Source organism: Streptomyces sp. A3M-1-3 (assembly GCF_024213665.1).
In the GTDB taxonomy this organism is placed as follows: domain Bacteria; phylum Actinomycetota; class Actinomycetes; order Streptomycetales; family Streptomycetaceae; genus Streptomyces.
Genome location: NZ_JANAVP010000007.1, coordinates 208,672 through 222,637, shown reverse-complemented (window position 1 = coordinate 222,637; position 13,966 = coordinate 208,672). Strand labels below are relative to the sequence as shown.

The 13,966-nt window shown below is 69.2% G+C and carries 12 protein-coding genes; 10 read left to right on the top strand and 2 right to left on the bottom strand.

What is annotated here, in order from left to right; genetic code table 11:
• Positions 1-32: 32 nt before the first annotated feature.
• The 3 genes from NLX86_RS10790 (at position 33) to NLX86_RS10780 (ending at position 4,786) form a co-directional block, all read left to right on the top strand.
• A complete protein-coding gene (locus NLX86_RS10790) occupies positions 33-833 on the top strand; it encodes a GNAT family N-acetyltransferase (RefSeq protein WP_254371409.1) in 801 nt (266 codons plus the stop codon).
• 70 nt (positions 834-903) lie between these two features.
• Positions 904-2,754, top strand: a complete 1,851-nt coding sequence (locus NLX86_RS10785) for an IucA/IucC family siderophore biosynthesis protein (protein WP_254371408.1) — start codon at positions 904-906, stop codon at positions 2,752-2,754.
• Between the two features lie 40 nt (positions 2,755-2,794).
• Entirely contained in the window at positions 2,795-4,786 is a 1,992-nt protein-coding gene (locus NLX86_RS10780; RefSeq protein WP_254371407.1) for an ATP-dependent DNA helicase, read from the top strand.
• A gap of 129 nt (positions 4,787-4,915) precedes the next feature.
• Here NLX86_RS10780 and lexA read toward each other — a convergent pair whose 3' ends face one another.
• Positions 4,916-5,701, bottom strand: coding sequence for a transcriptional repressor LexA (lexA, locus tag NLX86_RS10775; protein ID WP_254371406.1), 786 nt, complete (start codon positions 5,699-5,701; stop codon positions 4,916-4,918).
• 468 nt (positions 5,702-6,169) lie between these two features.
• Between lexA and nrdR the strand changes: the two genes are divergently transcribed.
• Both nrdR and NLX86_RS10765 read left to right on the top strand, forming a co-directional pair.
• Positions 6,170-6,682 (top strand): transcriptional regulator NrdR, encoded by a 513-nt coding sequence (gene nrdR / locus NLX86_RS10770; protein WP_254371405.1) that lies wholly within the window; start codon positions 6,170-6,172, stop codon positions 6,680-6,682.
• Between the two features lie 143 nt (positions 6,683-6,825).
• The gene (locus NLX86_RS10765; RefSeq protein WP_254371404.1) at positions 6,826-9,732 is read left to right on the top strand and encodes a vitamin B12-dependent ribonucleotide reductase; all 2,907 of its coding nucleotides are present in this window, start codon (positions 6,826-6,828) and stop codon (positions 9,730-9,732) included.
• A gap of 107 nt (positions 9,733-9,839) precedes the next feature.
• On the opposite strand, the gene NLX86_RS10760 is transcribed toward NLX86_RS10765, so the two are convergent.
• Positions 9,840-10,370, bottom strand: coding sequence for a TerD family protein (locus NLX86_RS10760; protein WP_254371403.1), 531 nt, complete (start codon positions 10,368-10,370; stop codon positions 9,840-9,842).
• 101 nt (positions 10,371-10,471) lie between these two features.
• Here NLX86_RS10760 and NLX86_RS10755 point away from each other — a divergent pair, with 101 nt between their 5' ends.
• The 5 genes from NLX86_RS10755 (at position 10,472) to NLX86_RS10735 (ending at position 13,939) form a co-directional block, all read left to right on the top strand.
• Complete coding sequence (locus NLX86_RS10755; protein WP_254371402.1) at positions 10,472-10,807, top strand: metalloregulator ArsR/SmtB family transcription factor; 336 nt, start codon at positions 10,472-10,474, stop codon at positions 10,805-10,807.
• Positions 10,804-11,559 carry a DUF2071 domain-containing protein gene (locus tag NLX86_RS10750; protein ID WP_254371401.1) on the top strand — a complete coding sequence of 252 codons (756 nt, stop codon included), beginning with the start codon at positions 10,804-10,806 and terminating at the stop codon, positions 11,557-11,559. The genes NLX86_RS10755 and NLX86_RS10750 overlap by 4 nt, the downstream gene beginning before the upstream one ends.
• A gap of 94 nt (positions 11,560-11,653) precedes the next feature.
• Positions 11,654-12,259: a DUF4937 domain-containing protein gene (locus NLX86_RS10745; protein ID WP_254371400.1), complete on the top strand. Its 606-nt coding sequence runs from the start codon at positions 11,654-11,656 to the stop codon at positions 12,257-12,259.
• 99 nt (positions 12,260-12,358) lie between these two features.
• Positions 12,359-13,018 (top strand): histidine phosphatase family protein, encoded by a 660-nt coding sequence (locus tag NLX86_RS10740; RefSeq protein WP_254371399.1) that lies wholly within the window; start codon positions 12,359-12,361, stop codon positions 13,016-13,018.
• Between the two features lie 12 nt (positions 13,019-13,030).
• A complete protein-coding gene (locus NLX86_RS10735; protein WP_254371398.1) occupies positions 13,031-13,939 on the top strand; it encodes an ADP-ribosylglycohydrolase family protein in 909 nt (302 codons plus the stop codon).
• Positions 13,940-13,966 lie beyond the last annotated feature (27 nt).

The following is a 13,966-nucleotide window of genomic DNA, read 5'->3' as shown; positions in this document are numbered from 1 at the left end:
CCCGTCCGATCTGCAGAGAGGAGAGCCTCTCCGTGCCTCCCACCGATGCGAGCACAGACGCCGGCGCCGGCCCCGGACCCGATACGGACTCAGGCGCCGAGGACACCCTGGACTTCCGGCTGCCCGACGGCGACGTACTCACCGACGAACTCCTCCCGGGCCTGACCCTCTTCGACGAAGAGGCCCTGACGGTTCCGAAGCGGTCCGCCCCCGGCGCCGGCCCCCTCGGTACGGCAGCCGGCCTGCCCCACCTCGCCGAGGCCGACCTTCTCGACTCCCCGGCTGACTGGGGACCCGCCGCCACCCCGGCCGGTGTCTTCCAGCTCGTCCCGGTGCGGATCGACCGTGATCTGCCGATCATCTGCCGCTGGATGAACGACCCCGCGGTCGCCGCGTTCTGGGACCTCTCGGGTCCGGATTCCGTCACCGCCGCCCACCTGCGCACCCAACTCGACGGGGACGGCCGCAGCATCCCCTGCCTCGGCGTGCTCGGCGGCACCCCCATGAGCTACTGGGAGATCTACCGCGCTGATCTCGACCCCCTTGCCCGCTACTACCCCGCCCGTCCCCACGACACCGGACTCCACCTCCTCATCGGCGGTGTCGCCGACCGCGGCCGCGGCCTCGGCACCACCCTTCTGCGAACTGTCGCCGACCTCGTCCTGGACAACCGGCCCCGCTGCGCGCGCGTCGTAGCCGAACCGGACCTGCGTAACACCCCCTCGATCTCAGCCTTCCTGAGCTCCGGCTTCCGCTTCTCCGCCGAAGTGGACCTCCCCGACAAGCGGGCCGCGCTCATGGTCCGCGACCGGGCCCTGCGCAACCTGCTATGACCTGACCTTTTTTGGACCGCTGACTTAGATACACCGCTCGCGCCCGATCGGTTCCACCCAAGGAGTCCCCGTGCCGAATCCACTTGCCACCCCCGACTCCGAACATCCCGCCGCGCCCCACTCCCCGCCTCACTTCCCGCCCCGGACCCCGCCCGAGCTCAACCGCGGCGCCTGGGACCGAGCCGCACGCCGCTTGCTCGCCAAGATGCTGGGCGAGTTCGCATACGAGGAGATCGTCGAGCCCGTACAGACACCCGACGGCGACCGGTGGACCCTTGCGCTCGACGACGGCGGGACGCTGAGCTTCCGGGCCCGCCGAGGCGCCTACGGCAGCTGGTTCGCCGATCCGCAGAGCATCACCCTTCGGGAGCGGGCCGACGGCGAAGCCGACGCCTTCGGCGACCCACTCCGATTCCTGGTCCTCGCCCGGCGCCTCCTCCGCCTGGACGGAGCGACCCTCGGCCACCTGATCCGCGAACTGACCGTCACCCTCAGCGCCGACGCCCGGCTCGACCACACCGCCGTGACCGCCGAGCGACTGGCCGACCTCGACTACGCGGAACTCGAAGGCCACCAGACCGGCCACCCCTGGCTCGTCCTCAACAAGGGCCGCCTCGGCTTCTCCGGCACCGACACCGCCCGCTGGGCGCCCGAAGCCCGCACTCCCCAGCGCCTGCCCTGGATCGCGGCCCACACCTCGATCGCCGCCTACCGCGGCACCGGAGCCCTCACCAAAGCCGAACTGCTCTACTCCCGCGAGCTCGATCCGCCCACCCGAGCCGCCTTCGACCAGGTCCTCCGGGCGCGCGGACTGGACCCCCGCGGATACCTCTACCTGCCCGTACACCCCTGGCAGTGGGACGAGATCGTCCATCCGCTGTTCGCCGAAGCCCTTGCCCGCGGCACCATCGTCCCGCTGCCGGCCGACGACGATCTGCGGCTGCCCCAGCAGTCGATCCGGACCTTCCTCAACACCAGTCGGCCCGACCGGCACACCGTCAAGCTGCCGCTTTCGGTACTCAACACCCTCGTATGGCGTGGGCTGCCCACCGAGCGCACCCTCGCCGCACCCGCGGTCACCGCTTGGGTACACGCGCTGCGAGACGCCGATCCGTACCTCAGCGACGGGTGCGGAGTGATCCTGCTCGGCGAGATCGCCTCCGTCACCGTCACCCACCCCGTCTATGACGCGCTCCCCGAGGTCCCGTACCAGTACAGGGAGCTCCTCGGTGCCATCTGGCGCGAACCCCTGCCGTCACGGCTGGCGGCCGGCGAACGGGCTCGCACCCTGGCCTCCCTCCTCCACACCGACCCCCACGGCCGGGCCTTCACCGCGGAGCTCGTGGCCCGCTCGGGACTCGCCCCCGACGTGTGGCTGCGCCACCTCTTCGCCGCGCTGCTCCCCCCGCTGCTCCACTTCCTGTACCGCTACGGCACGGTCTTCTCCCCGCACGGTGAGAACGCGATCGTCGTCTTCGACGAGCGGGATGTGCCGGTGCGTCTCGCAGTCAAGGACTTCGTGGACGACGTGAACGTCAGCGCGGAGCCGCTGCCCGAACACGAGTCCATGCCGGACGACGTACGGGAGATCCTGCTCACCGAGCCGCCGTCCTTCCTCCCCCAGTTCATCCACTCGGGGCTCTTCGTCGGCGTCTTCCGCTACCTGGCGCCCCTCTGCGAGGAACAACTGGGTGTCCCGGAATCCGCTTTCTGGTCGCTCGTCCGGGCAGAGATCCTCCGCTACCAGGCACGTTTCCCGGAGCTCAAGGAACGGTTCGAGATCTTCGATCTGCTCACCCCCCGCATCGACCGGCTCTGCCTGAACCGAAACCGCCTCCACCTTGACGGCTACCGCGACCGTCCGACCAGGCCGCACGCGGCCGTCCACGGAACCGTCCCCAACCCCCTCCATCAGGCGTGATGGCTCTGTTGTCAGTGCCGCCCCGTAGGGTGGACTCGCTATGACGAAGCCCTCCCTCCCCGACCTGCTGCACGCCGCCGTCACCGCCGTCGGCGGTACGGAGCGCCCCGGCCAGGTCTCCATGGCCCAAGCCGTCGCCGAAGCCATCGACGACAACTCTCATCTGCTCGTCCAGGCCGGCACCGGCACCGGAAAGTCCCTGGGCTATCTGGTGCCTGCCCTCGCCCACGGAGAGAGGGTCGTCGTCGCGACGGCCACGCTCGCGCTCCAGCGGCAGCTGGTCGAGCGCGATCTTCCACGGACGGTGGAGGCGCTGCACCCGCAGCTGCGCCGCCGTCCCGAATTCGCCATGCTCAAGGGCCGTTCCAACTACCTGTGCCTGCACCGCCTCCGCGAGGGCGTGCCGCAGGAAGAGGAGGACGGACTCTTCGACCAGTTCGAGGCCGCCGCGCCCACCAGCAGGCTGGGCCAGGACCTGCTGCGGATGCGCGACTGGGCGGACGAGACCGAGACGGGCGACCGCGACGACCTGACGCCCGGCGTCTCGGACCGCGCCTGGGCCCAGGTCTCCGTCTCCTCGCGCGAGTGCCTGGGTGCGACCAAGTGCGCGTACGGAGCGGAGTGCTTTGCCGAGGCGGCCCGCGAGCGTGCCAAGCTCGCCGACGTCGTAGTCACCAATCACGCCTTGCTGGCCATCGACGCGATCGAGGGCGCCCCGGTGCTCCCGCAGCATGAGGTGCTGATCGTTGACGAGGCCCATGAACTGGTCTCCCGGGTCACCGGCGTCGCCACCGGCGAACTCACCCCCGGGCAGGTCAACCGGGCCGTGCGTCGGGCTGCCAAGCTCGTCAACGAGAAGGCGGCCGACGCGCTCCAGACGGCCGCCGAGACGTTCGAGCGCCTCATGGAGCTCGCGCTGCCCGGCCGCCTCGAAGAGGTCCCCGAGGATCTCGGGTACGCGCTGATGTCGCTGCGCGACGCCTCGCGTACGGTCATCTCTGCCCTGGGCACTACGCGCGACAAGTCGGTCCAGGACGAGGACGCGGTCCGTAAGCAGGCCCTCGCCTCCGTCGAGAGCATCCACGACGTTGCCGAGCGGATCACCAACGGCTCGGAGTACGACGTCGTCTGGTACGAGCGCCACGACCGGTTCGGCGCGTGCATGCGAGTCGCCCCGCTCTCCGTGTCCGGCCTGCTCAGGGAGAAGCTCTTCGCTGAGCGGTCCGTCGTCCTCACCTCGGCCACCCTCAAACTCGGCGGCGACTTCAACGGAGTCGGCGCCTCGCTCGGGCTCGCGCCCGAGGGCATGGCGGGAGAGGACACCCCGGTCTGGAAGGGACTCGACGTCGGCTCGCCGTTCGACTACCCGAAGCAGGGCATCCTGTACGTCGCCAAGCACCTGGCCGCGCCGGGCCGCGAGGGCTCGCGCGGCGACATGCTCGACGAGCTCACCGAACTGGTCGAAGCCGCCGGTGGCCGCACCCTTGGACTCTTCTCCTCCATGCGGGCGGCCCAGGCCGCCGCGGAGGAGCTGCGCGGACGGATCGACATGCCGATCCTGTTGCAGGGCGAGGAGACGCTGGGCGAATTGATCAAGACATTCGCCGCCGAACCGAAGACGTGCCTGTTCGGCACGCTCTCCCTTTGGCAGGGCGTGGACGTGCCGGGACCCAGCTGCCAGCTGGTGATCATGGACCGGATCCCCTTCCCCCGGCCCGACGACCCGCTGATGAGCGCCCGCCAGAAGGCGGTCGAGGAGGGCGGGGGCAACGGATTCATGGCCGTCGCGGCCACGCATGCCGCCCTGCTGATGGCTCAGGGCGCTGGCCGTCTCGTACGGGCGTCGGGCGACCGGGGCGTTGTCGCCGTGCTCGATCCGCGGCTGGCCACGGCCCGCTACGGCAGCTACCTGCGGGCTTCACTGCCCGACTTCTGGTTCACGACGGACCGTAATCAGGCGCGCCGCTCGCTGGCCGCCATCAATACTGCCGCCAAGGCGACCGAGGGCGCAGTGACCGCACCAAACAATTGAGACACCCCCCGGCGAGCAACCACCTCCGCGAGAGCGGAGCCGGTTCAGCCGCAAGAGGTTTGGGCGTAAGAGCAGGGCCCCGGGACCGGCGCAGTGGGTCCCGGGGCCCGGTCCTTGCCGGCGGGGTGGTCACACCCGCCGCAGCACCGCCACGACCTTGCCGAGGATGGTGGCCTCGTCACCGGGGATCGGCTGGTAGGCGGCGTTGTGAGGGAGCAGCCACACATGGCCGTCCTCGCGCTTGAACCGCTTGACCGTGGCCTCGCCGTCCAGCATCGCGGCCACGATGTCGCCGTTCTCCGCGACGGGCTGGCGCCGCACCGTCACCCAGTCCCCGTCGCAGATGGCTGCCTCGATCATCGAGTCACCGACGACCTTGAGGACGAAGAGCTCGCCGTCACCGACCAGCTGGCGGGGGAGGGGGAAGACGTCCTCGACCGACTCCTCGGCGAGGATCGGGCCACCGGCCGCGATCCGGCCGACGAGCGGGACATAGGAGGCGGCCGGCTTGCCCGCCGTGTCCGTCGGCTGAGGGCTCGCCTGGTCGGAGCCGCGCACCTCGTAGGCACGGGGCCGGTGCGGGTCGCGGCGCAGGAATCCCTTGCGCTCCAGCGCCATCAGCTGATGGGCGACGGAAGACGTGCTGGACAGCCCCACCGCCTGGCCGATCTCACGCATGGACGGCGGGTATCCGCGCCGCTGCACCGAGTCCCGGATGACCTCGATCACCCGCCGCTGCCGGTCGGTGAGGCCGGAGCTGTCCGCCCGAATTCCTGGGGGCCGCCCGGGCAGCGAGCGCGCCGGCTTGGGCCCCTCCGGGTTCATGGCTGCGTCATTCATTGCATGCACCGGCTCGAGTCGGCTCTGGGAGCGGTCCTGGGCAGTGATGGTGGCACTGTCTGCGGTCGTGGTCACGTCGTAGGCCCCTCTCGAGATGTTCTCCCTAGTCGGACAACGGTAGTTGCTTTCGAAAGGTTGCGCCAAACACACGTTCGAGTGAAAAATTGCAGATCACCGGACGTGATCACAAGTCCGGGTGTATAGCCGAGCGGGAAACCGAACGCCAATTCGGTCCATTACGGTACCGCCCGCCGTCGGCGGTCCCGCCGCGGGGGTGTGTCCAGTGTGGCATCCGAGGACCCCCAACCTGGGGACCGGACCCCTTCCCGTACCCTCGTGCCTGGCCGGATCCGCGCGACACGCTCGGGGGCGAGATTGCGGCCGGACACCACATGTAGTGGTTGGATGATTTCAGCCACCCAGAAGTTGTGTCTACGGTCCGCCGAGGCCCTGGATATCGCCTATGCTGGTGGCTGCTTCGAGGGGCCCTGACCGGCCTGTTGAGGCTATTCAGTCGTGCCGAGAAGGAAGGGGTGGGGATCCATGCACTGCCCCTTCTGCAGGCACCCGGACAGCCGCGTCGTCGACAGCCGCACCACCGACGACGGCACGTCGATCCGTCGCCGCCGCCAGTGCCCAGACTGCTCCCGCCGTTTCACCACGGTCGAGACCGCGTCACTCATGGTGATCAAGCGCAGCGGCGTGACGGAACCCTTCAGCCGTACCAAGGTCATCTCCGGCGTGCGCAAGGCGTGCCAGGGGCGGCCGGTGACCGAGGACGCCCTCGCCAAGCTCGGCCAGCGGGTCGAGGAGGCGGTGCGCGCCACCGGGAGTGCCGAACTGACCACCCACGACGTGGGGCTGGCCATACTCGGCCCGTTGCAGGAACTCGACCTCGTCGCGTACCTGCGCTTCGCGTCCGTGTACCGAGCGTTCGACTCGCTCGAAGACTTCGAGGCCGCCATCACGGAGCTGCGTGAGCAGCGGCCTCCGCTCGACGACTGCGAGCCCGGCGTGACCCGCGAGGTCCCCGTGCCCGCCACCGCCGCCGACTGACCGACAGACCGACTGCTCGGCCGGGCGACGGCACACCAGACCTGCCCGCGGCGCTCCACGCGCCTCGGGCGCCAGAGACAGACACCGTGCCACGGGAAGATGTGGGCACTTCAGGGCGTTTTCGTCCGTATATGGGAGGCGGCATGACAGAGACGACGAGCGGTCCGGCACGAGGATCCCGCGCCAAGGGATCCAAGGCTGCCGCGGCCCGACAGGGGCTGCGCATCGAGCGCATCCACACCACCCCCGGCGTGCATCCGTACGACGAGGTGGTCTGGGAGCGGCGCGACGTCGTCATGACCAACTGGCGCGACGGCTCGGTCAACTTCGAGCAGCGTGGCGTCGAGTTCCCCGACTTCTGGTCGGTGAACGCGGTCAACATCGTCACCAGCAAGTACTTCCGGGGCGCCGTGGGCACCCCGCAGCGCGAGACCGGTCTCAAGCAGCTGATCGACCGGATCGTGAAGACGTACCGCAAGGCCGGTGAGGAGCACCAGTACTTCGCCTCGCCTGCGGACGCCGAGATCTTCGAGCACGAGCTGGCGTACGCCCTTCTGCACCAGATCTTCAGCTTCAACTCGCCCGTGTGGTTCAACGTCGGCACGCCCCAGCCGCAGCAGGTCTCGGCCTGCTTCATCCTGGCCGTCGACGACTCCATGGAGTCGATCCTCGACTGGTACAAGGAAGAGGGCATGATCTTCAAGGGCGGCTCCGGCGCCGGCCTGAACCTCTCCCGTATCCGCTCCTCCAAGGAGCTGCTGTCCTCCGGCGGCAACGCCTCCGGCCCGGTCTCCTTCATGCGCGGTGCCGACGCCTCCGCCGGAACGATCAAGTCGGGCGGCGCCACCCGCCGCGCGGCCAAGATGGTCGTCCTCGACGTCGACCACCCCGACATCGAAGACTTCATCCAGACCAAGGTGAAGGAAGAGGAGAAGATCCGCGCCCTGCGTGACGCGGGCTTCGACATGGACCTGGGCGGCGACGACATCACGTCCGTCCAGTACCAGAACGCCAACAACTCCGTCCGGGTGAACGACGAGTTCATGAAGGCCGTGGAGACCGGCGGAAAGTTCGGTCTGCGCGCCCGCATGACCGGCGAGGTCATCGAGGAGGTCGACGCCAAGTCGCTCTTCCGCAAGATGGCCGAGGCCGCCTGGGCCTGTGCCGACCCCGGCATCCAGTACGACGACACGATCAACAACTGGCACACCTGCCCCGAGTCCGGCCGGATCACCGCGTCGAACCCGTGCAGCGAGTACATGCACCTGGACAACACCTCGTGCAACCTGGCCTCGCTGAACCTGATGAAGTTCCTCAAGGACGACAGCAAGGGCAAGCAGTCCTTCGAGTCCGAGCGCTTCGCCAAGGTCGTCGAGCTGGTCATCACCGCGATGGACATCTCCATCTGCTTCGCGGACTTCCCGACCCAGAAGATCGGCGAGAACACCCGCGCCTTCCGTCAGCTGGGCATCGGTTACGCGAACCTCGGCGCCCTGCTGATGGCGACCGGCCACGCGTACGACAGCGCCGGCGGCCGGGCGCTCGCCGGCGCCATCACCTCGCTGATGACCGGCACGTCGTACCGCCGCTCCGCCGAGCTCGCCGCGGTCGTCGGCCCGTACGACGGCTACGCCCGCAACGCCGAGCCGCACCAGCGCGTCATGAAGCAGCACGCCGACGCCAACGCCAGGGCCGTCCACATGGACGACCTGGACAGCCCGGTCTGGGCCGCCGCCACGGAGGCCTGGCAGGACGTCATCCGGCTCGGTGCGAAGAACGGCTTCCGCAACGCCCAGGCCTCGGTCATCGCGCCCACCGGCACCATCGGCCTCGCGATGTCCTGCGACACCACCGGCCTCGAGCCCGACCTCGCCCTGGTCAAGTTCAAGAAGCTGGTCGGCGGCGGCTCGATGCAGATCGTCAACGGCACCGTCCCGCAGGCTCTGCGCCGGCTGGGCTACCAGGAGGAGCAGATCGAGGCGATCGTCGCCCACATCGCCGAGCACGGCAATGTGGTCGACGCCCCCGGCCTGAAGCCCGAGCACTACGAGGTCTTCGACTGCGCCATGGGCGAGCGTTCCATCTCCGCGATGGGCCACGTCCGCATGATGGCGGCCATCCAGCCGTGGATCTCGGGCGCGCTCTCCAAGACGGTCAACCTCCCGGAGACCGCCACCGTCGAGGACGTCGAAGAGGTCTACTTCGAGGCGTGGAAGATGGGCGTCAAGGCGCTCGCCATCTACCGCGACAACTGCAAGGTCGGCCAGCCCCTCTCCGCCAAGAAGAAGGTCCAGCAGAAGGCCGAGGTCACCGAGAAGGCCGAGGAGACGATCCGGGCCGCAGTCGAGAAGGTCGTCGAGTACCGCCCGGTGCGCAAGCGCCTCCCGAAGGGCCGCCCCGGCATCACCACCTCCTTCACGGTGGGCGGCGCCGAGGGGTACATGACCGCCAACTCCTACCCGGACGACGGTCTCGGTGAGGTCTTCCTGAAGATGTCCAAGCAGGGTTCCACCCTTGCGGGCATGATGGACGCCTTCTCGATCGCCGTCTCGGTCGGTCTGCAGTACGGCGTTCCACTGGAGACGTACGTCTCGAAGTTCACCAACATGCGCTTCGAGCCGGCCGGCATGACGGACGACCCGGACGTGCGGATGGCGCAGTCGATCGTCGACTACATCTTCCGCCGCCTCGCGCTGGACTTCCTGCCCTTCGAGACCCGCTCGGCACTCGGCATCCACTCGGCCGATGAGCGTCAGCGTCACCTGGAGACCGGTTCGTACGAGCCGTCGGACGACGAGGTCGACGTCGAGGGCCTGGCCCAGTCCGCCCCGCGGCAGGTCGAGCCCCTGAAGGCGGTCGCCGCGCCGAAGACCGAGGCCGTCGTGGTCGACGAGGCCCCGAAGGAGGCGCACACCTCGGCGGAGCTTGTCGAGATGCAGCTCGGCATCAGCGCCGACGCGCCGCTGTGCTTCTCCTGCGGTACGAAGATGCAGCGCGCGGGCAGCTGCTACATCTGCGAGGGCTGCGGCTCGACGAGCGGCTGCAGCTGAGAGCTGAAAGCTGAGATGCAGCTGAGCGTCGCCTGAGTGGACAGAGGTCCTGAGGGGTGGTGAGCCGGTCGGCTCACCACCCCTCTGCCGTTGCCGGGCGTGGCTTGTCAGGAGTCGCTGCCGCCCATCGTCGCGGCGAAGGAATCGGGATCGCCGTCAAAGCCTCGTACGTCGGCGACGAGACCCCAGGTGCCCGTGCTGTCGCGCGTGAACTCGGCGACGGTTGCCGCCGTGGAGCCCTGGACGTCGGCGAAGTCGTCCTCGAACAGCGTGGTGTGTCCTTCCGCGAGCCGGACCCCGGTGTTCGCTATGTCGCCGAAGGCCTTCGGCTCGCCCTTCTGCTGGATGGCCACGCCGACCACCACGCGCGAGTAGGCCGAGGACAACCGGTCGAGCTCCAGGGTCATGACTTCGTCGAACCCGAAGCCCTGACCGGTGCGGCTGTCCCGGTTCAGGAGGATCGTGCCGTCCGGCGACCGGCTGTCGAAGTGCACGAGGTAGGCCGCAGGGCCCTGTGGGGCGTCCGCGAGGTACGTCGCGGCGATGATGTCGAGGTCATGGGCCGGTGCGCCGATCAGGCTCGGGTCCCACCTGAGCATCACCTGGACTTTGCGGATCCCCTTGCTGACGCTGCTCACGAACTTCCCTTCCTGGCCGATGTCTTGGGGTCAGGCTAGCTCCGAGTGCTCTCACAGTTGTTAGCTACTTAGCTACTTAGCTACTGTGCTAAAAAGTAAACATGACGCAGGGCAGGGACGACGAGGTCGGTGTCTTCAGGGCGCTGGCCGACCCCACGAGGCGGCAGATCCTGGAGGATCTGCGCGCCGGAGAGCTGGCCGCCGGGGACATCGCCGGCCGGTTTCCGATCAGCGCGCCATCCGTGTCGCGGCACCTCGGCGTGCTCAGGTCCGCCGGCCTGGTGCGGGAGCGGCGCGACGGGAACCGGATTCTGTACTCGCTCGTCGAGGAACGGCTGGCGGCGTCGGTCGGCAGGTTCCTGCGCGCGGTCTGCCCCGAGCAGATCGTGCTCCGCCACAGCCGGCGCAGAGGAACCGAGGGGGAGGACAAAGCGTGATCGCTCCACGGCTTTCGGGCGTCATCGAGAGACGCCTGCTGGTGAACTACCGCGTCGAGCCCGGCATGGCCGCGGCCCTGCTGCCCGCGCCGCTGCGGCCGCAGCTGGTGCGCGGCTGGGCGGTCGGCGGTATCTGTCTGCTGCGGCTGGGAGACACCCGGCCACGCTGGGCCCCCGGCGGTACCGGCCTGCGCAGCGAGAACGCTGCGCACCGCATCGCCGTGGAGTGGGACGGGCCGGCGGGCGTCGAGACCGGGGTCTACATCCCGAGGCGGGACAGCGGATCACGGATCAACGTCCTCGCGGGCGGCCGGGTCTTCCCGGGGGAGCACGGTGCGGCGGTGTTCGACGTACAGGAGACGCCGGACGAGGTCCGGATCGAGTACGAGACCCGGGACGGCGCGACGCGGGTGTCGGCCGAGGCGCGGGTGGTGGACGAACTGCGCGGCAGTGTGCTCTTCCGCGGCCTCGATGAGGCGTCCGAGTTCTTCCGGCGCGGGCCGAAAGGATTCTCCGCCACCCGCACGGGGCTTCATCTGGACGGCATGGAACTTCACGCGGACGCCTGGCGGGTCGAGGCCACCGAAATCCGCTCGGTGCGCTCGTCGTTCTTCGAGGACCCGGACCGTTTCCCGCCCGGCAGCGCACTCCTCGACTCCGCCCTGCTGATGCGCAACGTACCGGTGCGCTGGGACCCGCTGCCGCCGCTTGCTCTCGTCAGTGCTGGATACGACGTGGCGGTCGCGAGCTGATCGGGCAATGTTCTCCAGTACCAGGCCGTGGCTGACGCCGTGATAGTCCGTCGGAGTGTGACCGGCGTCATGCCGTGCGCCGTACGATGGCGCGGTGCTGGTCAAGTGGATTCGCTGCACGGTGGTGGACCGTCGAGGTTTTGAGCGGGGGCAGCGAAAATGGGCGGGGCTGCTGGGTGAACCGGGATTCCGGGGACAGGGCGGGGGTTGGAGCAGGGGGCGGCGGGGAGTGGCCCATGTGTTCGCCTTCTGGGAGAGCCGGGCGTTCTACGACTCCTTCATGGCGCGCTCGCACGACCGGCTCGCCGCCGCACAGAACGGAACGTACAAGGACATACAAGTCAAGCTGTTCGACTACCGGTTCGATGTGAAGACCGGCTTCGAGCCGCGGTTCACGGACGCCGACGTGGTGCGGATCGCGCACTGCCGAGTCCATGAGCATCGCGTAGAGCACTTCGCCCTGATGCAGGAGAAGGTCTGGAATCCGGCGATGGCCGGATCTCCGGGGATGCTGCGCGGGGTGTTCGGTGAGGCACCCGGCCATGAGTTCCTGGTGCTGTCGATGTGGAAGTCCGCGGCCGAGCACGGCAAATACCGTGCGGAGCGGGTGGAGCGGCTCTCGCTGCGCGCGCAGACGGAGGCCGACGTCGCGGCGCTGGCCGGTGACGTGGTGGAGCTCGAACCGTCCTGGACGGTGTAAGCAGCTGCGTCGCCGGTTCACCGCCGGTTCGGCGCCGTATACGCCGGATGGACGCCGGACGGCTGCTCGGCCGGGCCGCGTCCGTTCTAGGGTCGTGGCATGGCACGACCGCGGCGCATCGTCCTTGTCAGACACGGAGAATCGGAGGGCAATGCCGACGACACGGTGTACGAGCGGGAGCCGGACCACGCGCTGCGGCTGACCGCGACCGGGCGGCGGCAGGCACAGGAGACGGGGACACGGCTGCGGGAGCTGTTCGGGGAGGAGCGGATCAGTGCCTACGTCTCTCCGTACCGGCGCACGCTGGAGACCTTCCGCGCCTTCGGCCTCAACCCGTCCCTGGTCCGGGTCCGGGAGGAGCCGAGGCTGCGTGAGCAGGACTGGGGGAACTGGCAGGACCGGGAGGACGTACGGCTGCAGAAGGCATACCGGGACGCGTACGGGCACTTCTTCTACCGGTTTGCGCAGGGCGAGTCCGGGGCCGACGTGTACGACAGGGTGGGAGCCTTCCTCGAGAGCCTCTTCCGCAGCTTCGAGGCGCCCGATCATCCGCCGAACGTGCTGCTGGTCACCCATGGGCTGACCATGAGGCTGTTCTGCATGCGCTGGTTCCACTGGTCGGTCGCCGAGTTCGAGTCGCTGTCCAACCCCGGCAACGGGGAGTCGCGCATGCTGGTGCTGGACGAGCGAGGGCGCTACTACCTCGACCGTCCTTTCGAACGCTGGTGCACCCCCGAGCCATACGACATCACCGGTTAGAGTGGCTGTGCGATGACCGCTGACTCCTCTCCCGACCGGCGCTTCGAACGCGCTCTGGCCAGCCTGCGTGGACTGGCCGTGGGTGACGCACTGGGTTCCCAGTTCTTCGTCCCCGCGAACTATCCGCTGCTCAAGTGCCGGGAACTGCCGCCCGCGCCCTGGCAGTGGACCGACGACACCGAGATGGCCTGCTCCGTGCTGGCGGTGCTCGTCTCGCACGGCCGTATCGACCAGGACGCGCTTGCGCGCTCCTTCGCCGAGCATCACGACTTCGACCGCGGCTACGGCCCGGCGGTCAACCGGATGCTGCGCCTGATCAGGGAGGGCGGCGACTGGCGTGAGCTCGCCTCCGCGCTCTTCAAGGGCCAGGGCTCGTGGGGCAACGGCGCCGCGATGCGCGTCGCTCCGCTCGGCGCCTGGTACGCGGACGACCCCGAGCAGGCCACGCACCAGGCGGAGATCTCGGCCTACACCACACATCAGCACCGCGAGGCGGTGGTCGGATCGATGGCCGTGGCCGCCGCTGCCGCGCTCGCCGCGGCCCCGGCCGGACCGCCCACCGCGGCGGCCCTCCTCGACGGCGTGATCGCGCTCGTACCGCGCAGCGCCGTCGGAGCGGGGCTGCGCCGGGCCCGGGACATGCTCGACTACGGCGACGCCGGTACGGTCGCCGCGGTCCTCGGCTGCGGACGGCGTACCAGCGCGCACGACACCGTGCCGTTCGCCCTGTGGTCGGCGGCCAGGAGTCTCGACGACTTCGAGCAGGCATTCTGGACCACGGCGCAGGTGGGCGGGGATGTGGACACCACCTGTGCCATCGTCGGCGGAGTGGTCGCGGCGGGGCGGACCGCGCTACCGCCGGCGAAGTGGCTGGAGCAGACCGAGGCGCTGCCCGACTGGACACCCGTCGTGACCGGCTGAAACCTCCGGCGTCGGCGCGACTGTCAC